Origin of the sequence: Paraburkholderia sp. 22099 (genome assembly GCF_052045835.1) — a bacterium.
GTDB lineage: Bacteria > Pseudomonadota > Gammaproteobacteria > Burkholderiales > Burkholderiaceae > Paraburkholderia > Paraburkholderia terricola.
Map to the genome: position 1 here is coordinate 12083 of NZ_JBQEPU010000049.1, position 22386 is coordinate 34468.

Below are 22386 nucleotides of genomic sequence, written 5' to 3' on the forward strand. Positions count from 1 at the left end.
GACACGATGTGCAGGCTCGAAGTACTCATGCGGCGGCTGTTTCGTTGCGTCCGGCGTGTGCGCCGACGTGTCGATGTCCAAGGTAGGCTTCGATCACGGCGTGATCGTTGCGCACCTCGTCCGGCAGACCCGACGCGATCTTGCGGCCGTTGTCGAGTACCAGCACGCGGTCGGACAGACGCATCACGAGGTCGAGCTTGTGCTCGATCAGCAGGATGGTGAGTCCGTCGCGTTTCAGTTCGAGAATCAGCTCGAGCATTTCAGCGGTCTCGGACTCGTTCATGCCGGCAGTCGGCTCGTCGAGCAGCAGAATGCGCGGACGCAGCGCGAGCGCGCGTGCGATTTCGACACGCCGGCGGTTCGCATACGAAAGGCTGTGCGCCGGCTCGTCGATGCGAGGCGCGAGGCGTGTGCCGAAACGCGCGAGCAGCGCCTTCACTTCGTCGCGCAGCTCGGCTTCCTCGCGGCGCACCGCCGCGGGGCCAATCAGCGCGCGCAGCACTTCGGCGAACGCGCCGACCACGGGCCAGCCGCGCCGGGTCATCGCAAGGCGCGCGTGCGCGCCGACCAGCACGTTATCCAGCACGCTCAGGTTGCCGAACACGCGCCCATGCTGGAACGTACGGGCGACGCCGCGCGCGGCGAGCCGTTCCGGCGCCATGCCGGTCACGTCTTCGCCGCCGAAGCGCACCGAGCCCGAGTCGGGCGTATCGATTCCGGTCAGCAGATTGAACAGCGTGGATTTCCCCGCGCCGTTTGGTCCGATCACGCTCACGCATTCGCCGCGCGCCACCGAGAGGTTCACCTCGTCGACGGCGACAAGCCCGCCGAAGCGGCGCGTGACGCGCCGCACGTCGAACAGAATGTCCGCGTCACCGCTGGAAGAAGAAGTCATGGTCGTCTCCGTCATATCGCGCCGAACAGGCCCTGCGGCCGGAAGCGCACCAGCAGAAGCAGAATCACGCCGTAGATCAGCATGCGGTAATCGGCGGCGAAGCGGAACAGTTCGGGCAGGCTGATGAGGGCGAGCGCGCCCGCCACCGCGCCGACCACACTGCCCAGACCGCCGAGAATCACCATCGTCAGCGCAAGGATCGACACTTGCGAGTCGAAGGTCTGATAGTTGATGTAGCTGTACAGATGCGCCGCGATGCCGCCGCCGATGCCGGCCGCCAGTCCGCCGCAGGCGAATGCGATGGCCTTATAGCGGTTGGGCCGCACGCCGTACGCGCGCGCCGCGACGTCGTCCTCGCGGATCGCTCGCCATGTGCGGCCAAGGTGCGAGCGCAACAGCCGCACTTGCAGCAGCGCGAGCAGCACGAGTACCGCGAGCGTGAACCAGTACACCGCGCGCACGCCGGTCAATTGCCAGCCGAACAGCGACAACGGCGGAATACCGGTGACACCGACCGGCCCGCGCGTCAGGCTGTCCCAGTTCAACACCACGAGGCCGATGATCTCGCCGATACCCAGCGTCGCAATCGACACGTAATGGCCGCGCAGCCGGAACGACGGATACACCAGCAGCGTGCCGATGGCCGCGGTGATGAGCCCGGCGAGCGGAATCGTCACCGCGGGCGACCAGCCCAGATTCACCGACAGCAGCGCCGACGCATAAGCGCCGATCAGCAGCAGTGCCGCGTGGCCGAGCGAAATTTGCCCGACGGTGCCCGCGACGAGTGTCAGGCTGAGCGCCAGCAGCCCATAGATCCACCCGTTGGTCAGCGTCTGCAGCACGTACGCCGACGGCGTTGCGAACGGCACGACGAAGGCGAGCGCCACCACCGCGACGATCACGCGACGCGGAATTCCGACCGCCTTTCGGTTGGACAGGAAGGTGCCGGTAAGCGGCTCGGGCGGCAGCCGGCGATTCGAACTGAACAACCCGTTCGGCCGCCAGACGAGAAACGCCAGCAGCAGCACGAACGCGAACAGGTCGCGATAGCTCGTGCCGAACAGCGCCACGCCATAACTCTCGACCAGCCCCAGCAGCAGGCTTCCCGCGATCGCGCCCGGCACGTTGCCCAGCCCGCCGATCAGCAGCGCGACGACGCCCTTCAGCGTGGCCTGGAAACCCATCGCCGGATCGATGCTGTTGTAGTACATGCCCACCAGCAAGCCGCTCAGGCCGCCGAGCCCGCAGGCGATCGCGAACACGGCCTGATTCACGGCATTCACGTTGACGCCCATCTGCTGCGCGGCGTCGCGATGCTGCGCGGTGGCGCGCACGGCCCAGCCGAGCCGCGTGAAGCGCAGGAACACGTAAAGCGCGGCCGCGGCGCTGATGCCGATTGCCGCGATCAGCAGATCGAGGGAGCCGAGGGTCGCCCCGCCGAGCGAGAGCGTCCAGTCCGGCAACGAACTTGGCACCGGACGTGGATCGGGTCCAAAGACGATTTGCGCGAGTTGGTCGAGCACGAAGCTGATGCCGATCGTGGCGAGCAGCGGCGCGATACGCGCCGCGCCCTGCAGCGGCCTCAAACCGATCCGTTCGATGATGATGCCGAGCAGCGCGCAACCCGCGAGGGTCGCGACGAGCGCGACCGGCAGCGGCAAGCCGAGCCGCGTCAGGCATAGCCAGCCGATGAAGCCGCCGACCATATACACGGAGCCGTGCGCGAAATTGATCAGATGCGAGACGCCGAAGATCAGCGCGAGGCCGACCGCCAGCAGCGCATAGATGTTGCCGACGATCAGTCCGTTGATCGTGTAGTCGAACCAGGCCGTCATGGCGTGTGAGTCCTGTAACCCGCGTTTATAGTGCCTTCGATCATTGCGGGCGCACGGCGCTCACGCCGTCCCACAACGCGAATTTGCCATCCTTGATCACCAGATCCAGGTTCTTCGCACCGGCCACGCGGCGCGTCTGCGGATCGAACTTGAACTTGCCGAAGATCACGCTCGGCACGTCGTTGATTTTCGCGAATCCGTCATGCAAGGCCGTGCGGTCCGCGCCGTAGCGGCGGATCACTTCGCTCGCGAGAATCATCGCGTCGTAGGCACGCGCCGCAAACGTGTCCGGCTCGGCGCCGTATTTGGCGCGGTAGCGCTGCACGAAACTCTGCACCTCCGGGCGCGGGTCGCCGGGGAAGAAGTTCGATTCGGTATAGACGCCATTCACCGCGGGCCCGCCCAGATCGAGGAACTTGGGCGAATACACCGAGCCGACCGCCGCGATTGGCGTGTGCACGCCGGCCGCCCGCGCCTGGCGAACGATCTGCGCACCGTCCGAATAGTATGAAATCAGTACGATCGAGTCCGGCTCCGCGCTGCGCACGCGCGTGAGCGTCGCGCGAAAGTCCTTCTCGTTCGGCTGATAGGCCTCGGCCGCGACGACCTGTGCGCCGTTCGAGGCGGCGGCCTTCGCGAAGATGTCTTTACTCGTGCGGCCCCAGTCGGTATTCAGGTACAGCACGGCGATCTTTTTGAAGCCGAGTCCTTTGGTGACGTAATGCGCGAGCATCGGCTGTTCTTCCGCCTGGCTGATCGCGGTGCTCCACATGTAATCGCCGCCCTTCGTGAAGTCAGGATGCGAGTTGGTGAAACCGAACTGTACGAGGCCGGCGCGCTGGTAAACCGGCGACGCGGCCATCGACGCGCCGCTCGACAGATCGCCCAGCTCGAGAAGAATGCGTTTGTCGTCGACGAATTTCTGCGCGATGGCGACGGTCTGGCGCGGATCGCTGCGGCTGTCTTCGAAGTCGTAGCTAAGCGGATGGCCGTTGATGCCGCCATTGCCGTTGATCTGTTCGAGCGCGAGATCGAAGCCGCGCTTCCACTGCTCGCCGTATTGCGCGTCCTGCCCGCTCAGCGGTCCGGTCACGCCGATCCAGTACGGATCCGCCGCGTTCGCGGCGGGCATTGCGGCGCCGAAGGCAATCGTTAGTGCGCCAGCCAGTTGAAGCAGCGTGCGGGCCGCACCGCGCTTGTTGTTCCACAGAATCGACATGCTTTTCTCACGCCATGAAATAGAGTGAGACGATGTAACCATGTCGCCTGGAAGCCGGCCAACGAAGATAAGTGTCAAAGCTTATTCCCGCTGATTCGCAAAGCTTACGAGCGCGGATGATTACGCCTTGCGCCGTGCTCGAGCGATGTCGCGGTTCTTTTAAAAAACCCTTCTTTTACGGGTTTTTTTGCGCGTGCCGTGCGCGGCGGGTTGTCGTCATGCACTCGTGCACGAGCCCGCGGATCACAAGTTCCGTCAGATACATAGTCGAATTTATTATAAGAATCGAGCATGCAACGGCCTCTAGAATGCACCCATCACATGGATGAGGCATCGCATGGAGTTGCATCAACTCGAAGCGTTCTCAGCCGTCATGTCGACGGGCAGCATGACCGGTGCGGCTCGCCTGCTGCGTCGCTCGCAGCCCGGCGTGACGAGAACGATCCAGGATCTCGAACAGGAGATCGGCTACCCGCTATTCGACCGGAACGGGCCGCGCGTCTCGCCGACGAGTCGCGCGTTTCTGCTCTATGACGAAGTGGAACGTTCGCTGATCGGCCTCGATGCGATCCGTGCGAGTGCGCGCGCCATCGGCCGCGATGAGCCCATGCCATTGCGCATCGTGGCGACGCCCGCGCTTGCAGCAGCGCTGGCGCCGCGGGCTATCGCGAAGCTCGCGCAAACGCCCGGGCAGGAACAGATTCACGGCGACACTCAACTGCGCAGCGCCTCGACCGAGCAAGTCGTGCAGGCGCTGCTCTCGCGTGCCGCCGATGTCGGCATCGCCACGCTTCCGCTCGATCATGCGGCCCTCGACGTGCACTACATCATCGAAGCGCCGTGCGTAGCCGTACTGCATCGGGACGACCCGCTGACGCAAGACGCTGTGTTGCCGCTTGCGCGTCTGGCCGGACAGCCGGTCGCGACGCTCGCCAACCGCTATCGGCTGCGTAACCGGATCGATCGCGCATTCGGTCAGGCCGGCCTTGCGCTTCACGTGGCACTTGAAACCAACGCGTCGCTCAACGCGATGATGGCGGCGCAGCAAAGACTCGGCGTCGCCATTGTCGATCCGGTGACCGCGTTCGGCCTGCGCCTTGCCGATGTCGAAGTGCGTCCGCTCGACGTGTCGATCCCGTTTCTGTATGGCGTCGTCACGCTGTCGGGCCGGCCGCGCACCGGCGCAGTGGACCCGATGATCGAGACGCTCGCGGACGTGTCGCACGCTCTGCTGCCAGGCGCGGTACGTCACGCGGCGTCGCAGCATGGCGCGCTGGTCGCCCACGATCGCGCGGATAGCGCAAACAGCGCCGGCGATTCGCCCTCCTCTCACCGCGACACCGGAGTCCCGGCATGACCGCATTGAATCCTCCGCCCGCGTCCGCCCCATTGGCCGCGCTTGAAGCCCGGCTTCGCGAAGACCTCGACTGGCTCGAACTTCCCGCGCCGTCCTGGGTGCCCGCGCGCAACGTCGACGCGCGACGCGTGCTCGACGTCGCCGTTATCGGCGCCGGCATGGCCGGACTCGCGGCGAGCGCGGAGTTGCGCCTGCTGGGCATCGACAACCAGCGGCTCTTCGACCAGGCGCCCGAAGGCCAGGAAGGCCCGTGGGTCACCTACGCGCGTATGCAGACCCTGCGTTCGCCGAAGCAACTGAGCGGCCCCGCGCTCCGCCTGCCGGCGCTGACGTTCCGCGCCTGGTACGAAGCGCAATTCGGTCGCGAGAAATGGGACGCGCTCTACAAGATTCCGCGTACGCAATGGATGGAGTATTTGCGCTGGTATCGCCGGGCGCTCGATTTGCCGGTGCGCAACGATACGCGCGTCGACTTGCTGCGTCCGCGGAGCGACGGCCTGATCGAACTCGATCTCGTGCACGAGCCGGCGAACGATAGCCGCCACGCGCAGCGCGAAACCGTGCTGGCCCGACATGTCGTGCTGGCAACCGGACGCGAAGGACTTGGCGGCGCATTCATTCCGGCGGTGGCGCGCGATCTTCCGCTGCACCTGCGCGCGCACTCGTCGGATGCGATCGACTTCGACGCGCTGCGCGGCAAGCGAGTCGGCGTGGTGGGCGCAAGCGCATCGGCGTTCGACAATGCCGCGACCGCGCTCGAAGCCGGCGCGGCGCAAGTCGATCTGTTCGTGCGCCGCGATGCTTTGCCTCGCATCAACAAGCTGACGGGTATTGGCAGTCCCGGCCTCGTGCACGGTTTCGCCAACCTGCCTGAGGAATGGAAATGGCGCTTCCTGCACTACTCCGCTTTGACGCAAGCGCCGCCACCGCGCGATAGCGTGCTGCGCGTCGCGCGATTTCCTCACGCGAAACTGCATCTGTCCAGTCCGCTCACGCGCGTGGGCCACGAGGGCGATACGGTGGTCGTCGATACGCGCAGGGGCCGCTACGCGCTCGACTACCTGATCTTCGCGACCGGTTTTCATTCGGAGATCGACACGCGCGACGAGTTTGCGCTGATCGCACCGCATGTGCGCCGCTGGCGAGACCGCTTCGAACCCGCGCCCGAACTGCCGAACGACGACCTCGGCAGTTCGCCGGACCTCGACCGCAACTTTGCCTTGCAGGAACGGATCGCGGGTACCTGTCCCGCGCTTTCGCGCATTCACAGCTTCAATCACGGCGCAAGTCTGACGCACGGCAAGGTCGCCGGCGACATTCCCGCGATCAGTGACGGCGCGCAACGCCTGGCACGCGCGATCACCGCGATGCTGTTCGACGCCGATCGGGACGCGCACTACGCCGCGCTGCAAGCGTTCGACACCGCCGAGCTCGCCGGAGACGAATGGGCCGACGCCGACGTTCGCACCATCGACACCCCTGCCTGACTCTTTTTTGACCGACCTCTATCTCATGTCTGCATTGACCGAACCCACATCGGCCGCCGCAACCGATGACTTCGTTGCCGCGTTGGCCGGACTCGCGCCCGATGGGCCCGTCGCCGCGCTGCGCGCCTTCCGCGCTGACACGACCCGTTACACGCAAGGTAGCCACGACGCGTTGTTTTCGAACGAGGTCGCCGATCTGACGCTGCGCGAGCGCCTCTATGCGGCGTGGTATGCCGCGCTACTCTCGCGCTCCGAGCGGACCGCGCAAGCGTATCGCGAGCGTTTGCTGGCACTCGACACGGAGGCGGGAAACGGTGCGGACGCAACGAGCTTATTGCTCGATGCGATCGCGCAACATCGCACTGAGCCAGCCGGCACCGTGGGGACGCTTGCAAATACCTACCCGCGGCTTGCGGCAATTCTCGTTCATACCGAGGCCCTGGTGCTTCGCCCTGCCGATACGGGCAGGTCCGCCCTTGCGCCGTTACAGGCGGCCGGCCTGACGACGGGTGCGATCGTCGCGCTCGCGCAGCTGGTCGCATTCGTCACCTATCAGGTGCGGGTCGTTGTCGCACTGCGCGCACTGGAGGCGCAGGCATGAGCACGGATCACGGTTTCACCTCGCAGACCCTCGGCTGGCGTGCCCGGCTCGACACGGTCCCGCTCGCGCAGGCATCGCCCGCGCAGACCGCGGTGCTCGAAACGAGTCACCCGCAAGCGAAGACGTCCGACTATTACCTGCTGCTCGTGCACGAAGCAGAAATTCTCCGGCAGCGTTCCGGCGCGTTCAACAGCATCATGTATGCAACCGGCGGCCTGTCGCGGGCCGAGCGCGAGCTGGCGAGCACCGTCGTGTCGCGCGTCAATGGCTGCGTGTACTGCGCCTCGGTGCATGCGCAGCGTTTCCAGCAACTCGCCAAACGCGACGACGTGATCCAGCAGATCTTCTCGGACCCGGAAACCGCGGGCACGACGGAACGTGAGCGCGCCATCGTCCGTTACGCGATCGATCTCACACTGGATCCCGAGGCGATCAGCGCGGCTTCGCTCGACGCGCTTCGCCATGCCGGGCTCGACGACACGCGGATTTTCGATTTGAGCCACGCGATTGCGATCTTCGCGTGGGCAAACCGGCTAATGCTGACCTTGGGCGAGCCGGTGTTTCCTGCCTAGAGCGCGCTTCGCATTGCATCGACGCCCGCAGCGGATCGCAGCGGGCCGCTTGCCGCCGCACTGCGGCCGCCAGCGAATATGGATATGCCAATCGCTTCGTTGTCGCGCGATGTGATGCGGTGGAGACTCGCCATCCAACTCATTTCCGGGGAACTACCATGTCTGCCTCGCGTCCTTTCTCGTTGTCCCGGCGCCTCTTCACGCTCGCCGGCGCCGTGCTCGCCCTCTCCTTTAACGGTGTTTCGTTCGCGGCGCCCGCGAGCGGCGAGCCGGTTTTCTTCGGCGTGAGCGGACCGTTGACCGGCCCAAATGCGCAATATGGCGCCCAATGGAAAGCCGGCTTCGACCTCGCGCTGGACGAGATCAACAGCCAGGGCGGCATCAACGGCCGACCGTTGCAGTACGTGTTCGAAGACAGTCAGAGCGATCCTCGCCAGGCGGTGGGCATCGCGCAAAAATTCGTCGATGACAAGCGCATTCTGATCGAACTCGGCGACTTCTCCAGTCCGGCTTCGATGGCGGCCTCGCCGATCTACCAGCGCGCAGGTCTCGTGCAGTTGGGCTTCACCAACTCGCATCCTGACTTCACCAAGGGCGGCGACTTCATCTGGAGCCCTTCGGTCAGCCAGGCGGATGCCCAGCCGCTGCTCGCGGACCTCGCGGTCAAGCAGGGTTTCAAGCACATCGCCGTACTGTTCCAGAATACTGATTGGGGTCGCGCGAGCAAGGACGTGTTCGTAAAGTCGGCGGCCGCGCGTGGGGCCCAGGTCGTGGCCGCTGAAGGTTATCAGCCCACCGACAAGGATTTTCGCGCGACGCTGTTGCGCGTGCGCGATGCGAAGCCCGATGCCCTGGTGCTGATCTCCTACTATTCGGACGGCGCGCAGATCGTGCGTCAGGCGCGGACGAGCGGCATCACCCTGCCGATCGTGGCCGCCAGTTCCGTGTACTCGCCGAAGTTCATGGAACTGGGCGGGCATGCCGTCAACGGCGTGACCACCAATACCAGTTTCTTCCCGGGCGACCCGAACCCCGAGGTTCAGCATTTCGTTCGCAGCTTCCAGGCGAAGTATCGCCACCAACCTGACGCCTTCAACGCGTTTGCGTATGACGCTACGATCATCGCGGCTTATGCGCTGCGTACGGGTGGCCTCGATCGACGAGGCGTGCGTGACGCGCTGCCCAGGTTGCATGACGTGCCGAGCGTCGTGTTCGGGAAGGCGACGTTTGATCCTGTGACGCGTCGCATCATCGGCGTGAAAAGCGTTAATCTCGTTGTCGAGAATGGGGAGTGGGCGCTTCTCGGTAGTGAGGCTGCGGTTGCGGCGAAGTAAGGATTCGAATACCGCGCCCGGCGATCACGAAACGTGGAACCGGGCTGGCCTCACCCCCAAGCCTGCTAAGGCTGACCGACGGCTTCGGTCATGGCTTTCTCCATGGCACCTGATCAGCGTAGGCGCGCGCCGCTACCGAGCGAAATAACGAATCATGGAAAGATAAGCGCCGGATATTGGGCTTCATAAAATCTGTCGCAGCCCCCACTTCTCCGCTTCAACGACGCTCGCGTCTGCACAAATGCGCGAATCAGATAACGGTATGAAAAATCCTTGGTTCTTTCCGGCGTCACACATGCCGAGAATAGCCAGTCCCGAATCGCATCCTGTATTCCCCTCTGGCTAATCCTGGTGGCCTCATAGCAACGAAGTCACGCCGATCGGCTGGAACGATATCAGGATCCAACCTGACTTCCACCTAATCTTTCATGTTCAGCCGACCGACCCGCCCCACTCTCCAGCGCGGATTGCGCGCCGTGACGCTTCTCGCAGCCATGGGCGCCAGTGCCGCCCACGCCGACACGACACTCGATCGGATTCATCAGCGGCACAAGATCGTCATCGGCGTGATTCTGTCCGGGCCGCCGTTTGGCTCGCTGGACCCGGCCACACAGAAACCGCTCGGCTTCAATATCGATCTCGCCAACGACGTCGCGAAACGCCTCGGCGTCGACGTCGAATTGACGCCGGTACAGCCGTCGAACCGTGTGCAGTTCCTGCAGCAAGGCAAGGTCGATGCCCTGATCGCCAACATGGAAGTCACCAAGGAGCGCGCGGAGCTTTTCTCCTATCCGCCCACCCCGTTCGAGGAAATCGGCGGTGCGCTGATTACCCGCAAGGACAGCGGCATCAAGACCTGGAAGGACGTCCGCGGCAAGCCCGTCTGCGTCTCGCAGGGCAGCAACTATACGAAGCCGCTCGCCGAAGAATATGGTGCACAAGTGAAGGCATTTCGCGGCCAGCCGGAGTCGCTGCTCGCGCTGCGCGGCAATAACTGCGTCGCCGCGGTCCACGTCGCGCCGACCCTGCGCCTTCTCGTCGCGCGCAATCCGGACTGGAAGGACTACACGATCCCCGTATCGAACGAGCTGATTCCGTCGCCGTCCGTGATCTGGGTTCGCAAAGGTGAAACAGATACGCAAAGCGCACTCGAAAAAATCGTGCAGGACTGGCATCGCACCGGCTGGCTGATCGACGTCGAGCACAAGAACGGCATGCAGCCCTCGCAAGCCGTGCTCGATCTGCATGCGAAGTACAAGGCGCAAGGTGCATGAGCGAGTCGACGCAAGTGCTCTCGCACGCCGCCACTAGCGTCGTCGATGCCGTCAGCAGAATCGGGCTGAACTACAGTTTCGTGCTCGCGCCCGATGAACTCGAGTCGTTTCTGCACGGCATGCTGGTCACGCTGGAACTCTCGCTTGTTACGGCGCTCGGCAGCCTGGGCGCTGGTGTGGCATTGGCGGCGCTACTCACTTCACAGCGCCGGGTGCTTGCGCGCCCCGCTCGCGTGTTCGTCGAGATCACGCGCAATACGCCGACGCTCGTGCAGCTCTTCTGCGCGTTTCTGGTGATCAATATGTTGCTCAGCGAGGCACTGCGCAATCTGGGCGGCAATCCGCTGACGCCGTTCGTCTGGAGCGCGACCGTCATCTCGCTGCACAAGGGCGCGTTTCATGCCGAAGCCCTGCGCGCCGGTATCGAAGCGGTGCCGCGCACCACGCTCGAAGCGGCCAAGTCTCTCGGTTTCAGCCACCGCCAGCGCCTTTGGAGCGTGCAGTTGCCGCTCGCGCTGCGCTACGCACTCCCCGCGCTCGTCAACAACATGGTCGACCTGGTGAAGATGACCACCGTTGCATCTGCAATCGCCGTCGGCGACATCACGTATGCATCGATTATGATCTGGACGCAGCGCGACAATGTGCTCGAGCTGATGATCCTGATCCTGCTGTTCTTCGGGGCACTGACCTTTGCGATCAATCATGCCGGACGCTGGCTCGAAGTCCGTCTGAGGATGCCCGGCTATGTCCACTGAATCGATCGCCGTGTCCGCGCGGGACGGACGGTACCGTTCCTTCTTCGCGTTTGCCGGCGTGGTCGGCGTCGCCGCGCTGCTGGCGCTCGCCGAGAGGGAGATCGCGCATCGCCCAAGCCTTCCCGCACTCGCCGCACTCATTACGTGGGCGCCGGCGCTCGGCAAATCTCTATGGGTCAACATCCAAATCAGCCTGCTTGCCATCGCACTCGGCACACTCGCCGGTCTCGCGCTCGGCCCCTTGCTGCTGTCGCCGATCCGGGGCGTCCGCCTGATTGTCCGCTGCTATGTGCAGGTGTTTCGAAATGCCCCACTCCTCGTGCTGATCTATTTCTCGACCTACGTATTCCCATTCGAAATCTCGCTCGGTCGACACATTGTGCCGTTCCCCGACTGGTTCAAGGTCACGCTCGGTCTCGCACTGCCTGCCAGCGCCAACTTCGCCGAAATCTTCCGCGGCGCGATACAGTCGATCCCTCATGCACAGTGGGATGCGGCACGTTCGCTCGCGTTCAGCCGAACCCAGGTGTTCCGTTGGATCATCCTGCCGCAATGCGTGAAGCGGATGCTGCCGCCGTGGATGAACCTGTACGCCAGTATCACGATGGCGACCGCGCTCGCGTCGCTGGTGGGCGTGCACGATCTGCTGGACGCCGCGCAGGTGGCGAGCAATACCGTGGCGCGCGCGGATTTCACGGTCCTCGTCTATTTCACCGTGCTCGGCTTGTTCTTCGCTTACTGTTACCCGATCGCGCGCTTCACCCGCCTTCTCGAGAAACGCTATGCCTTCAGCTGATGTCCTGCTCGCTCCCGCATCCGCAGCCGCTGCGAGCGTGCACCCATTGGTCCGGTTGCGCGACGTGCATCTGTCATTCGGCTCGACGCCGGTGCTCAAGGGCATCAACCTCGACGTGTTCCGCGGGCAGGCCGTGTCGATCATCGGACCATCCGGGTCGGGCAAGTCGACGATTTTGCGCTGCATTACCGGGCTATTGCGTCCCCAGCACGGCGAGATCGAAGTCGACGGCACCCGTGTCGACCAGCTCGCCTCTGAACGCGACGAGATCGAACTGCGCAAGCGAGTCGGCTTCGTGTTCCAGCAATACAACCTGTTTCCGCATCTGAGCGTTTTGGACAATCTGATTGTCGCGCCCGTGCGCATCCTGGGGCGCGACAAAGCCGACGCCACCCGCACCGCTTACGATCTGCTGAAGAAGGTGCGCCTCGAGAACAAGGCCCATGCGTATCCGGGCGAACTATCGGGCGGTCAGCAACAGCGTGTGGCGATTGCACGCGCGCTCGCAATGCAGCCGGATCTGATTCTCTTCGACGAGGTGACCTCGGCGCTGGACCCGGAGACCGTGGGCGAAGTGCTGACGGTGATCCGCGATCTGGTGAGGGACGGCATGACCTGCGTGCTCGTCACGCACGAGATGCGCTTTGCCGAGGAAGTGAGCGATGCGGTGTACTTCACCGAGGCTGGTGTGATTGTCGAACACGGTCCGGCTAACGCGCTGTTCCGCGCGCCGGTCAGTCCGCGTACGCGTGAGTTTCTGGCGCATACGCCGTCCGCGCCGGACACTGCCCATGCGGCGCCGCCCCGCGCGCCGCTGGCATTGGATCTGCGTCACTTCGCGATCTAGACAATCCGGACCGGCGAGTACGTCGCGAGGCGCGAGCCGCGAGTCCGGATACGCGCTTGAAAGAAACGAGGTGTCTGCCCAGCAGACGCCGCGTTTTGTTTTCCGCGTTTTGTTTTCCGCGTTTTACTTGCTGTCCCTCACTGCCTCGCATAGCGGCTCACGGGCCGCGGCAAAGCGAGGTGATCGCGCAAGGTAGTGCCGCTATATTCAGTGCGGAATAATCCACGCCGCTGCAACTCCGGCACGACGAGTTCGACAAAATCATCGAGACCGCCCGGGAAATACGGGGGCATGATATTGAAGCCGTCGGCCGCTTCACCCGTGAACCACTCTTCGAGCGCATCCGCCACCTGCACAGGTGTGCCCCAAACGATGCGGTGCCCACGCGCGCCGGCCACCAGGTAATACAGCTCGCGCAAAGTCAGATTCTCGCGGCGTGCGAGATCGGTCAGCAGTCTGGCGCGACTCTTCAGTTGGTCGGATTCCGGCAACTCCGGAAGCGGACCATCGAGCGGATATTTCGACACGTCGTGCCCCAACCGGTCGGACAACAGTGACAGCGCACCCGACGTATCGGTCCATTCCTGCAACTGCGCATATTTGTCTTTCGCTTCCTGCTCCGTCCTGCCGATGACAGGAAACACGCCCGGCATCACGTGCAACTGCTGGCCCTCACGGCCGAACTTCGGCAAGCGGCCTTTCAGGTCGCGATAGAAGACCTGCGCTTCTTCAATGGTCTGCTGCGCGGTGAACACCACTTCCGCCGCGCGCGCGGCCAGGTCCTGCCCCGGCCCGGACGAGCCGGCCTGAATCACTACGGGATGCCCCTGTGGCGGACGCGACGCATTCAATGGACCTTTGACGGCGAAGAACTGCCCCTTGTGATCCAGCGTATGGACCCTGGCGGGATCGAAGTAGACGCCGCGCGCTTTGTCCATCAGCAGCGCATCGTCATCCCAGCTGTCCCACAGTCCCTTGACGACATCGACGAATTCACCCGCCATTTCATAGCGCAGCGCATGATCCGGATGATTGCCACGTGCGAAGTTCGCGGCCGTGCGGTCGTACGAAGTCGTCACGACGTTCCAGCCTGCCCGCCCATTGCTCAAGTGATCCAGCGACGCGAACGCGCGCGCGACGTGATACGGCTCGCTGTACGTGGTCGACGCGGTAGCGGCGAGACCGATGTGGCGCGTACCCATGGCGAGCGCCGACAGCAGGCATAGCGGCTCGAGCCGCATCGCCATCGACGGATGCGCATCGGGGCCGCTGGTGAGGCCGTCGGCGAGAAAAACCATATCGAACTTCGCACGCTCGGCGGTTTGCGCGATCCGCTGCATCAACGCGAGATTCTCGCTGCCCGCCTGCGCATCAGGATGCCGCCAGCCGGCGACGTGGTGTCCCGCGCCCTGAATGAAGAGCCCGAGACGCATTTGCCTGCGGGTACTGGTGCTTTTCGTGCTCATACGTGGATCTGTGCAAAGACGTTAAAAAGGGAAGCGAGATCGGCGGCGCTCTGCATGGTTTCGACATGCGTGGGAATGAACGCGAGACGTTGGTCATGACCGGTGGCGTCCGCGAACTTCGCGGCCAGATCCGTCGCGCCGTGGAGGCGATCGGTCTTATGGCTCAGTACCGTCCCGTTGCGCAACACGATCTCGACGGTCGAGAAACGCGTGTTCGGATCGGTCGACGCGCGCGCGGCGGTTTCGTCGTGACGGGTCGCCACGCGCCGCGCGAGCGCGATCAGGTCCTCGCGCACAGGCACGTCAGCGAATGTAGCTACGCTGGGCGAACCATCCGTCAGCGCGGCCGCCACTGCATAGGCAACGCTGAAACGCGCTTCGAGACCGGTCGAAGGCAAATGTCTGGAAAGCGGCGTGTCCCCACCCGGCGGAAATGTCACCGTCACCTCGGCCATGTCGTCCGGCGTGAGACGGTACGTGTCGTGCAACGTCAACGCAGCATGCACGGCATAGTGCGTCGCCGTGCAGCACGCCCACGGCTTGAAGTACAGACCCGGGACTGCGATCTGCCAGGGCGCGCCCCAGCCGTCGAGCACGCGCTCGGGTTGCGCGGCGCCGACACTGAACACGGCGAAAAAGCCCACCGGTCCGTCCAGTGCTTCCGGCGAGCCCTGCAGCCCCGCCGTTGCGAGTTCAGCGGCGAATAAACCAGCGCGCGCGGCGAGCCCGGCGTGCAAGGGTTTCGCTTCGCTGCCGAACTGCAGGCGCAAGCCGGCTGACTGCGTGGCGGCCAGACCCAGTGCGTTCTCAACGGCGTCGGCATCGAGCTTCAGCAGATGAGACGCAGCGGCTGCCGCGCCAAGCGGGCCCAACGTCGCCGTGTTATGAAAGCCCTGCTCGTAGTGCCGGCTGCCGAGCGCAAGGCCGAGGCGCGCCATCGTTTCGACGCCCACAACGTATGCGTCGAGCAAATCGAGCGCGCTGCTGCCGCGTGTTTGCGCTAGCGCGAATAGCGCAGGCAGCAATACCGTCGTAGGATGGCCCCTGACGCTGCTATGCACGTCGTCGTAATCGAGTGCGTGCCCCGCGTAACCGTTGACCAACGCGGCCTGCTGCGCCGATGCACGGGCACTGCTGCCGATCACTGACGCTTCGCCGCGCGAGTCGTTGGCGCTGACCGACAGAAGTTTTTGATAGCCGCTGTCGCTCGCGCCGGCAAAGGCGGCGGCGAGAAAGTCGAGAATGCCGCGTCGTGCGGCAGCAATGGCGTCGGCGTCGCGGGACGGCGACGCCCGAGCGATCGCGGCGGCCAGCCGTCGCGTCACGCCGGCGGCCTGCTGGCCGGCGTTGGATGCATGAAGGCTTGACATGTCGAAGGCGTGAGAGCTTTGAAAACGCACCGGTCAAGCGTTACGCTCACATCGTTCGACGAAACACAAAAGCTGCGTCGATCAAAGAAGCAAGGCAACGACCCAAACGCCGCATGCTAACCAAACGCTGCGTCCCGACCAAACAAGAATTCACGCTTTCGATATCGCAGATTCTGCGATGCTGCAGCAGACGCGTCCTGCTGTCGGGTGCCGAGCGGCCGCAGTCTTGCCTTCTCAACAGCCTGCTAGATACTATGGAAGGGCCGCGGAAGTAAGCCTCCTGGAGTAAAACGAGGATCCAACACCCGTTTTCCGAGAGGAGTACGCAAATGAATGCGCCTCGCACGGCCCTTCCATAGTATCCAGGCGCCCTGCGCTGAAACCCAAGGTTTTTAACGCTCCCCACACAGCCTGGCTTCGGCAGGATTCTGGATTGACAGACGTATTTCGATCTACGACCCCGTCCGCACCGGTCCCCACGCCCATGAAAACCGCCCTGATTGCGCCACGCCCCCTCGACGTGCTCGAGCTGCCCGCCGATCTCGACGGCCGCGACGGTACAAACCGCGCACACGGACCCTCGCAGATTGCCGCCCGCGACGACTTGAATGCGGTTCGCGCCTGGCTTGCGCGCGTCGCCGACAAGAAGACGACCTTCGAGAATTACCGCAAGGAAGCCGAACGGCCACTGCTATGCGCGATCGTGCAACTGGGCAAGCCGCTGTCATCACTCACGCACGAAGACCCGCTGATGTTCCGGCAATTCATCAAGGATCCACAGCCGCGCACCCGCTGGGTCGCCGACGACGGCCGCAAATACCCCCGCGCCAGGACCCGCGCTGGCGTCCGTTCTACGGGACGCTCCGCCCAAGCAGACCCGCTCGCAGTGCAGTCGCTTCTTTGCGACCGACGCCGGCTTCGAACTCCGCCTGCGCTGCTCGCCAGCACGGCTCAGCTTCCGACAGCTTCGCTTTGCCCGCAGCGGTGTGCCAGCGTCTGGCCCCTTTCGCCGAAGCGATCGTTGCGATTGACGGCAGCAAGTTCAAGGCGGTGACCCGATGCGCCCGGCATGCGAAGACCTTGCTGTGACGAGCATGCCCGCCGGACATTGGCTGCCGCTGGAACGCAAGGCGGAACACATCCAGGCCATCCGCACCTGGCTCCGGACCAAAAACCTTTGATGACGCCAGTGGGAAAGCGACGCCCCACATGCGGAGCGGTTCCCCTAAGCTGGTTCAGCCGCAACACCGAGTTTTAACGACGTTTCGCATCGGGTCACGCCACATACGCGTGCCGATCGAAACATTCGATCAGCATTTCCGTCAGGACCCGGATTTTCGCCGTGGGATTTTGCCCGGGCGGTCGCACAACGTAGATGCCCGCCGTAGGTGGTGGAAAACGACACATGACCGGCACAAGCGCTCCAGACGCAATATATTGGTCTGTCACGCCGTCAGGGAGCCATGCGAGGCCGAGCCCCGCTACTGCGGCGGCAGCGATAGCGATGGCATTGTCAGCCTTGAAACGCCCCCGCGGGTGAACGGTTATGGCCTTGTCGCCATCCATAAATCGCCAGATTTCCGTCGCCTGCATTAGAGCCTGGTGACCGAGAAGTTCGTCCGGTGTTTCAGGCGCGCCGTGCGCTTTGACATAGTCAGGGCTTGCGACGAGCTTTCCGTAGATCGGTCCAACGCACTTCGCGATGAGATTTGAATCCTGAAGGTAGCCGATCCGAATAGCGCAGTCATATCCTTCGCCAACCAGGTCGACTACGCGGTCACTGTAGCAGGTGTGGATGTGCAGCAGCGGGTGACGCCGCGCCATTTCTGCCAGAACAGGCGATAAATGAGTCGGGCCGAACGTGAGCGGCGCTGCGATTCGCAAGCGGCCGCGCAGGTCGCCGGCTGGTGAAATCGTCTCCTTGGCCGCGTCGATCTCGGCAACGACGCGGGCGGCGTAGTCGCGAAAAGCGGTGCCCGCGTCAGTCAGAGCAGCACCACGGGTTGTCCTGGCCAGGAGCTGGACACCAAGCTCTGATTCAAGCCGCAGAAGTCTCCGGCTAACGATGGATTTTGAGACCCCCAGACGGCGAGCAGCGGGCGAAACGCCGCCAGAGTCCGCGACCTCAACAAACGTCTGAAGTTCTTCGATGTCCAATTCGGCGTTCCTCTTTACGCGACACAGCGTGGCAGAAATCTAGTCTACCGTCGCGAAACAGGGAATGCCAACATCCGTTTGCCGCCGCTTGTCGGCGCGTCTGCAGGAACCTTCACTATTTCCCATAAACGCAGAGGATTTTTATGACATTTCGCAACGGCCTCGATTCACTCCTGCGCCCGGAAGACTCGATCCTCGTCTTGATCGACCACCAGCCTTACCAACTCGCCAACCTGAACAGCCACGATCCTCAGGCCGTTGTCAACGCCTCGACTGCTCTGGCGAAGACGGCCAGGCTTTTCAGCGTCCCGACCATCCTCACGAGTGTGGTCGCCGCGCGCGGCGGTCTGCTCTTTCCGCAGATCACCGACGTTTTCCCGGGCCAGGAAGTGATCGACCGCACCTTCATCAACACTTGGGAAGACAAGAAAGTCGTGGACGCCGTTAAAGCGACGGGCCGCAAGCAGCTGATCATCGCGGGTCTGTGGACCGAAATTTGTGTGGCAATGCCTGTGATCCAGGCGCTCGGCGAAGGCTGGGATACTACGGTCATCACAGACGCATCGGGCGGTACATCTGTGGAGGCGCACCAGGTCGCTATCCAGCGCATGATCGCGGCTGGCGCGAACATGATGACCTGGCTGGCGCTGGCAGCCGAGTGGCAACGCGATTGGGCTCGTACCGAAACTGCGGGCGCGATGACTGAAGTATTGGGCCAGCACGCTGCCGGTAGCGGCATTGCCTATTTCTGGGAGCAGCAGCTTCTCAACACGCCAGTTTCCGCCTGAATCCAATCTCCGAGGGAATGACACAGCGCGCGCTCGACTACCTATGCAGTCGGTCAGCGGCGGGTCATTCTCTTCGCATCACGTTCGCGGCCCAGCCAACACGCCGCGATAGCAGCCATCTCTGGCTGACTGAATCGCGCCGATTGAATTCTCAGCCGGGCTGGAGACCGGCCTGAAGCAGAACCGGTTGTGGATAAGTGTATGGGTTTCCGGGTCGTTGTCCTCCTTCGTATGAGGATGCGTTGCGCAGGGGAAGCTGCGGATGACAAACTCGCGTCTCTCGTCGCAGCTAGACCTGTCCCTTGCTAGCAGCTATGAGACGATGAACAGAGGCTCGCATCGAGCTGTCCAACGAAGGTTTTAGTCTTCGCGATTGAGAAAGGCCATCACGTCGGTCACAAAGCGCTTGGGATACTGATATTGCGCCCCATGGCTCGAGTCAGGGTACAGAATCAACTGAGCGTTCGGCAGCTTCTCCGCCAAAGTAAACGAATTCACCGGATAGTGAACGATGTCGTGATTGCCGCCAACGATGAGCACAGGCTGCTTGATGTTTTTCAGGTATGCATCCGCATCAGCGTGAGGCGCGCCCCATGCCGCGAACGCCGCTACCTGGGCCGGTGCGACCTTATCATTCACGTCCGGGTCACGCTCTCTCGAGCGAGCATGAAGGCGATCGAGGAACTCACGTCCAGCAGCGCGACTCGCGTCTGATTGCGTAAAGAAAACGTCGAGCAGGAGTTGATCGTTGTTTCCACTGTCCTTCTCGATCATTTCCTGGAACTCGGGAGTCAACGAGGCCATCCCAGCCCCGCCGCGAGGTCCACTTCCAACCAATACCAGATGTCGAACAACCTCAGGGCGCTCAACGGCAACTTCCTGTGCAACAAGACTTCCCAGAGAGAAGCCGAAAAGGTCAGCCTTTTTGATGTTGAGTGCATTGAGCAAGTCGATGGCATGCCCCGCCATCTCCTCGACGGTCTTCGGAACTTCCCCCTCTGAACTGGCGACGCCAGCGTTGTCGAACAGGATCACCTCCCGGTTTTTAGCAAAACCGTCAATGACCGCCGGGTCCCAATTGTCCATGTTGCCAATAAAATGCTGGAAAAAGACCAGCGGTACACCGCCGGATTTTCCGAAACGGCGATAGGCGATCTTCGTACCGTTTGCATCAGTAAATCTCGTCGGCGCTGTCTGATGTGTGTAGACGGGACGCAGGTTTTCTCCGTCCCCTGCGGCATGAGATGGCGTAGTTGCTATAGCCGCGGCTATAACAAGTGCTAGCATCCCCGCTTTGACCGTCGAGATTTGCATCGTTTTTTGCACTTCAGTACTCCTGAATTCAGCGGATTAAAGATGTTCCGTACTGCGCTCGCAAAACGGGCATGGTTTTGGGTGGAACGCTCCTTACGCCGGATTTTTGACGGAAGACCGCTCGTCAACCTTTTGCCGCCAATTGCGTAGCGTGGTGCAATCCTCGGGGACCGGAATGTCTGCAAAACCAGCGAAGAGAAGTCCCGCCCAAACTGTGATATCCGCCATTGAGAACGATTCGCCTGCAACGTACGGTTGCGCAGCGAGTACCTTGTCAAAGTAGCGCATCCCGGCAACAGCCTTGTCGCGTGAGCGTTCACCCCATTCTCGGCGGCCCTCCCACTCAGGGCTCTTGTACGCTTGAAGCGCCGGTCCAAGACCGGGTGTCGCATGGTGAAAGTAGATCCCTACCGCATCGACCAGTTCTGACTCAGCCCGTTTCTGCATCATATGAACCAACGCCTTTTCTTTGGGCGACTTGCCCGTCAGCACCGGGTTGCCGTCGAGATTGTCAAGATATTCAGTGATGGCGGTGCACTCCGAAATGTACGTTCCGTCATCCAACTGCAAAACAGGCACAGTCCCGGTGGGGTTGATGCCGAGGAAGGCGACTTGTTTGTGTTCCGCGGCGGGCAGATCAACTTTGATGAACTCAACCTGAGACGCGAGACTTTTCTCCGCCAGCACGATCCGAATGCGAAGCGGGTTAGGAAAGCCGGGAATGTCGAAAATTTTCATGGTTAGCCTCAAAAGGGGTCATTACCTATCGATAGGTAAGTGAATGCACTGTATCCACGGCGGCTACCTGTGTCAACACTTACTTATCGATAGGTAGCGTGTTATAGTCTCCCAATGACAACGGACACCAAACAACGCATCCTTGCCGCCGCTCGACCTATGGTTCAAGCGCGTGGATACAACGCACTGAGTTTCCGGGATATCGCCAAAGAGGTCGGCATCAAGAGCGCAGGCGTGCATCACCACTTTCCTACCAAGGGGGATCTAGGCGCGGCTTTAGCACGCCAGTACACGGAGGCAGCGGTCGCATCGCTGCATGACCTACTCGAAAGGTTTGATAATGAGCAGCTGACGCTGGAGCGCTATGCGAGTGTCTTCCGCTCAGCACTCGTGCAAGACAATCGGATGTGTCTTTGCGGCATCATGGCGGCAGAGCACCATGACCTTCCCGGCGAAGTTCGGGTAGAAGTCGATCGCTTCACAGAGGTGAACGTTGACTGGCTTTGTAAGGTTCTGTCTTTCAGAGAAGACGGAAGGGATGCCGAGTCTATCAAGCGCCAGGCACTTGCAATTTTCGCGGCTATTGAAGGCGCTCAACTGGTCGCTCGTGGACGCGGCGACGTGTCGGTCTTCGACGATACGGTCCAGGCATATCGAAGTGCCGGCCTTTTTGCATGAACACTCCAGGCGGACTCAGCCGTAGACCACATTAAATTTGTCTACATGAACGCCTCCCCTTGCGCCAGACTTTCGAGTCTTCGAAAAACAGGATGGGCTGCAGCTCTACATCCGGCCTTGTTTCCGCCTGATTCGCTGCGGGCCCTACGAAATCCGCTGACTCACGCCTCATTCACTTCGCGAGCTTGTCAGGCTCAGACAAATTTTCAAGCTTGGTGAGTCCCATGTCCTACCCGTTTATCATCACACTCGAATGCCACCGCAACTTTTGACGTTCCATCCCTTCAGCACAACCTTCCGATAGACCAGAGAAATCAGGCCGGTTTAACTAAAAGGAGTGCTGCTACAGATTTGCTACAGCGTCGTAGAAATCCATATATCTGACAGACCTTGCGCCTGTCATTCCACCCCCTGACCTACGGGGTGAACCATCACTAGGTAGCGCGGTTTCTGATGTAGGTCCGCCTTAAAAAGACGGCCAGAAAAGGCGGAGGTACTGCTGTATCGGCAAAGTGTGTCTCCTAGGCACAAATGAAGCCACGTACTTCTAATGCAGCGTCGCCTTTACCTCGTCGTTCCAGGTCCTCGGCAAGCGACTCTTTAAACAGTGCTACTTCCTCATCTCCATACAGGTTGCGAAACTCACCGATGACCTCGGTGATCGCCCGGGTACGGGTATCGGGTGTAAGCATACTGCTGACGTGTGAACAGCCCCGGGCCAGTTCGAGGAAGTAGATTGCTCGAGCAGCGGTAGGAGAGATCATGGCGCCGCCGCGAGATTTTTTTTCTTTGGGCATGAGGTTCACCTCTCTTTTGTAGCTGCCTTGCCCCGTCCTGGCGGCCGCGGCTCCTGTCGTTGGCGAACGGAACCTGCCACCTTAGCCAATCTCGCACGCACAC

General features: G+C 62.3%; 21 protein-coding genes. 12 read left to right on the forward strand and 9 right to left on the reverse strand.

Features of this window, described 5'->3' with window-relative positions; all coding sequences use genetic code 11:
* Positions 1-25 precede the first annotated feature (25 nt).
* Genes ACTJLC_RS29930 through ACTJLC_RS29940 form a run of 3 tightly spaced genes read right to left on the reverse strand, consistent with a single transcriptional unit; the run spans position 26 to position 3949 of the window.
* On the reverse strand, positions 26-895 hold the full coding sequence (locus ACTJLC_RS29930) for an ABC transporter ATP-binding protein (protein ID WP_310136010.1): 870 nt from the start codon (positions 893-895) through the stop codon (positions 26-28).
* A gap of 11 nt (positions 896-906) precedes the next feature.
* Positions 907-2730 (reverse strand): ABC transporter permease, encoded by a 1824-nt coding sequence (locus ACTJLC_RS29935; RefSeq protein ID WP_310136012.1) that lies wholly within the window; start codon positions 2728-2730, stop codon positions 907-909.
* 40 nt (positions 2731-2770) lie between these two features.
* Positions 2771-3949 (reverse strand): ABC transporter substrate-binding protein, encoded by a 1179-nt coding sequence (locus tag ACTJLC_RS29940; RefSeq protein ID WP_310136013.1) that lies wholly within the window; start codon positions 3947-3949, stop codon positions 2771-2773.
* A 337-nt stretch (positions 3950-4286) separates the two neighbouring features.
* On the opposite strand from ACTJLC_RS29940, the gene ACTJLC_RS29945 reads away from it, so the two are divergent.
* The 9 genes from ACTJLC_RS29945 to ACTJLC_RS29985 all read left to right on the forward strand — a co-directional run bounded on the left by ACTJLC_RS29945 (position 4287) and on the right by ACTJLC_RS29985 (position 12975).
* Complete coding sequence (locus ACTJLC_RS29945) at positions 4287-5306, forward strand: LysR family transcriptional regulator (protein ID WP_310136014.1); 1020 nt, start codon at positions 4287-4289, stop codon at positions 5304-5306.
* Positions 5303-6793 (forward strand): NAD(P)/FAD-dependent oxidoreductase, encoded by a 1491-nt coding sequence (locus tag ACTJLC_RS29950; RefSeq protein WP_310136016.1) that lies wholly within the window; start codon positions 5303-5305, stop codon positions 6791-6793. Before ACTJLC_RS29945 ends, ACTJLC_RS29950 begins: the two co-directional genes overlap by 4 nt.
* Positions 6794-6800: 7 nt before the next feature.
* Positions 6801-7394 (forward strand): CMD domain protein, encoded by a 594-nt coding sequence (locus tag ACTJLC_RS29955; protein WP_440846106.1) that lies wholly within the window; start codon positions 6801-6803, stop codon positions 7392-7394.
* A complete protein-coding gene (locus tag ACTJLC_RS29960) occupies positions 7391-7966 on the forward strand; it encodes a peroxidase-related enzyme (RefSeq protein WP_310136018.1) in 576 nt (191 codons plus the stop codon). Before ACTJLC_RS29955 ends, ACTJLC_RS29960 begins: the two co-directional genes overlap by 4 nt.
* A 158-nt stretch (positions 7967-8124) precedes the next feature.
* Positions 8125-9300, forward strand: a complete 1176-nt coding sequence (locus tag ACTJLC_RS29965; protein ID WP_310136051.1) for an ABC transporter substrate-binding protein — start codon at positions 8125-8127, stop codon at positions 9298-9300.
* Between the two features lie 428 nt (positions 9301-9728).
* The gene (locus ACTJLC_RS29970) at positions 9729-10574 is read left to right on the forward strand and encodes a transporter substrate-binding domain-containing protein (RefSeq protein ID WP_374710339.1); all 846 of its coding nucleotides are present in this window, start codon (positions 9729-9731) and stop codon (positions 10572-10574) included.
* The gene (locus tag ACTJLC_RS29975) at positions 10571-11332 is read left to right on the forward strand and encodes an amino acid ABC transporter permease (protein WP_310136021.1); all 762 of its coding nucleotides are present in this window, start codon (positions 10571-10573) and stop codon (positions 11330-11332) included. The genes ACTJLC_RS29970 and ACTJLC_RS29975 overlap by 4 nt, the downstream gene beginning before the upstream one ends.
* Complete coding sequence (locus tag ACTJLC_RS29980; RefSeq protein WP_310136024.1) at positions 11322-12128, forward strand: amino acid ABC transporter permease; 807 nt, start codon at positions 11322-11324, stop codon at positions 12126-12128. The genes ACTJLC_RS29975 and ACTJLC_RS29980 overlap by 11 nt, the downstream gene beginning before the upstream one ends.
* Positions 12115-12975 (forward strand): amino acid ABC transporter ATP-binding protein, encoded by an 861-nt coding sequence (locus ACTJLC_RS29985; RefSeq protein WP_310136027.1) that lies wholly within the window; start codon positions 12115-12117, stop codon positions 12973-12975. Before ACTJLC_RS29980 ends, ACTJLC_RS29985 begins: the two co-directional genes overlap by 14 nt.
* A 137-nt stretch (positions 12976-13112) precedes the next feature.
* On the opposite strand, the gene ACTJLC_RS29990 is transcribed toward ACTJLC_RS29985, so the two are convergent.
* Complete coding sequence (locus ACTJLC_RS29990; protein ID WP_310136029.1) at positions 13113-14441, reverse strand: LLM class flavin-dependent oxidoreductase; 1329 nt, start codon at positions 14439-14441, stop codon at positions 13113-13115.
* Positions 14438-15811 (reverse strand): MmgE/PrpD family protein, encoded by a 1374-nt coding sequence (locus ACTJLC_RS29995; RefSeq protein WP_310136032.1) that lies wholly within the window; start codon positions 15809-15811, stop codon positions 14438-14440. The genes ACTJLC_RS29990 and ACTJLC_RS29995 overlap by 4 nt, the downstream gene beginning before the upstream one ends.
* Before the next feature lie 484 nt (positions 15812-16295).
* Between ACTJLC_RS29995 and ACTJLC_RS30000 the strand changes: the two genes are divergently transcribed.
* Entirely contained in the window at positions 16296-16865 is a 570-nt protein-coding gene (locus tag ACTJLC_RS30000) for a hypothetical protein (protein WP_374710340.1), read from the forward strand.
* 221 nt (positions 16866-17086) lie between these two features.
* Here the strand turns inward: ACTJLC_RS30000 and ACTJLC_RS30005 are convergent, their stop codons facing one another.
* Entirely contained in the window at positions 17087-17968 is an 882-nt protein-coding gene (locus ACTJLC_RS30005; protein ID WP_310136034.1) for a LysR family transcriptional regulator, read from the reverse strand.
* Between the two features lie 143 nt (positions 17969-18111).
* Between ACTJLC_RS30005 and ACTJLC_RS30010 the strand changes: the two genes are divergently transcribed.
* Positions 18112-18756 carry a hydrolase gene (locus ACTJLC_RS30010; RefSeq protein WP_310136035.1) on the forward strand — a complete coding sequence of 215 codons (645 nt, stop codon included), beginning with the start codon at positions 18112-18114 and terminating at the stop codon, positions 18754-18756.
* Positions 18757-19116: 360 nt separating this feature from the next.
* Here ACTJLC_RS30010 and ACTJLC_RS30015 read toward each other — a convergent pair whose 3' ends face one another.
* Together ACTJLC_RS30015 and ACTJLC_RS30020 are read right to left on the reverse strand one after the other, a co-directional pair.
* Positions 19117-20082, reverse strand: coding sequence for an alpha/beta fold hydrolase (locus tag ACTJLC_RS30015; protein ID WP_310136036.1), 966 nt, complete (start codon positions 20080-20082; stop codon positions 19117-19119).
* Between the two features lie 81 nt (positions 20083-20163).
* Positions 20164-20808, reverse strand: coding sequence for a glutathione S-transferase (locus ACTJLC_RS30020; protein ID WP_310136037.1), 645 nt, complete (start codon positions 20806-20808; stop codon positions 20164-20166).
* Positions 20809-20922: 114 nt separating this feature from the next.
* On the opposite strand from ACTJLC_RS30020, the gene ACTJLC_RS30025 reads away from it, so the two are divergent.
* Positions 20923-21486, forward strand: a complete 564-nt coding sequence (locus tag ACTJLC_RS30025) for a TetR/AcrR family transcriptional regulator (RefSeq protein ID WP_310136039.1) — start codon at positions 20923-20925, stop codon at positions 21484-21486.
* Positions 21487-22007: 521 nt separating this feature from the next.
* Here ACTJLC_RS30025 and ACTJLC_RS30030 read toward each other — a convergent pair.
* A complete protein-coding gene (locus tag ACTJLC_RS30030; RefSeq protein WP_310136041.1) occupies positions 22008-22283 on the reverse strand; it encodes a hypothetical protein in 276 nt (91 codons plus the stop codon).
* Between the last annotated feature and the right edge of the window lie 103 nt (positions 22284-22386).

What these genes read in the sequence shown, in the direction of transcription:
- ACTJLC_RS30030 (WP_310136041.1), bottom strand. Translation starts at nt 22,283, where the DNA reads ATGCCCAAAGAAAAAAAATCTCGCGGCGGCGCCATGATCTCTCCTACC.
- ACTJLC_RS29930 (WP_310136010.1), bottom strand. Translation starts at nt 895, where the DNA reads ATGACTTCTTCTTCCAGCGGTGACGCGGACATTCTGTTCGACGTGCGG.
- ACTJLC_RS29965 (WP_310136051.1), top strand. Translation starts at nt 8,125, where the DNA reads ATGTCTGCCTCGCGTCCTTTCTCGTTGTCCCGGCGCCTCTTCACGCTC.
- ACTJLC_RS29960 (WP_310136018.1), top strand. Translation starts at nt 7,391, where the DNA reads ATGAGCACGGATCACGGTTTCACCTCGCAGACCCTCGGCTGGCGTGCC.
- ACTJLC_RS29975 (WP_310136021.1), top strand. Translation starts at nt 10,571, where the DNA reads ATGAGCGAGTCGACGCAAGTGCTCTCGCACGCCGCCACTAGCGTCGTC.
- ACTJLC_RS29985 (WP_310136027.1), top strand. Translation starts at nt 12,115, where the DNA reads ATGCCTTCAGCTGATGTCCTGCTCGCTCCCGCATCCGCAGCCGCTGCG.
- ACTJLC_RS29935 (WP_310136012.1), bottom strand. Translation starts at nt 2,730, where the DNA reads ATGACGGCCTGGTTCGACTACACGATCAACGGACTGATCGTCGGCAAC.
- ACTJLC_RS29950 (WP_310136016.1), top strand. Translation starts at nt 5,303, where the DNA reads ATGACCGCATTGAATCCTCCGCCCGCGTCCGCCCCATTGGCCGCGCTT.
- ACTJLC_RS30010 (WP_310136035.1), top strand. Translation starts at nt 18,112, where the DNA reads ATGACATTTCGCAACGGCCTCGATTCACTCCTGCGCCCGGAAGACTCG.
- ACTJLC_RS30020 (WP_310136037.1), bottom strand. Translation starts at nt 20,808, where the DNA reads ATGAAAATTTTCGACATTCCCGGCTTTCCTAACCCGCTTCGCATTCGG.
- ACTJLC_RS30000 (WP_374710340.1), top strand. Translation starts at nt 16,296, where the DNA reads ATGAAAACCGCCCTGATTGCGCCACGCCCCCTCGACGTGCTCGAGCTG.
- ACTJLC_RS29995 (WP_310136032.1), bottom strand. Translation starts at nt 15,811, where the DNA reads ATGTCAAGCCTTCATGCATCCAACGCCGGCCAGCAGGCCGCCGGCGTG.
- ACTJLC_RS29980 (WP_310136024.1), top strand. Translation starts at nt 11,322, where the DNA reads ATGTCCACTGAATCGATCGCCGTGTCCGCGCGGGACGGACGGTACCGT.
- ACTJLC_RS29940 (WP_310136013.1), bottom strand. Translation starts at nt 3,949, where the DNA reads ATGTCGATTCTGTGGAACAACAAGCGCGGTGCGGCCCGCACGCTGCTT.
- ACTJLC_RS29945 (WP_310136014.1), top strand. Translation starts at nt 4,287, where the DNA reads ATGGAGTTGCATCAACTCGAAGCGTTCTCAGCCGTCATGTCGACGGGC.
- ACTJLC_RS30025 (WP_310136039.1), top strand. Translation starts at nt 20,923, where the DNA reads ATGACAACGGACACCAAACAACGCATCCTTGCCGCCGCTCGACCTATG.
- ACTJLC_RS29970 (WP_374710339.1), top strand. Translation starts at nt 9,729, where the DNA reads ATGTTCAGCCGACCGACCCGCCCCACTCTCCAGCGCGGATTGCGCGCC.
- ACTJLC_RS29990 (WP_310136029.1), bottom strand. Translation starts at nt 14,441, where the DNA reads ATGAGCACGAAAAGCACCAGTACCCGCAGGCAAATGCGTCTCGGGCTC.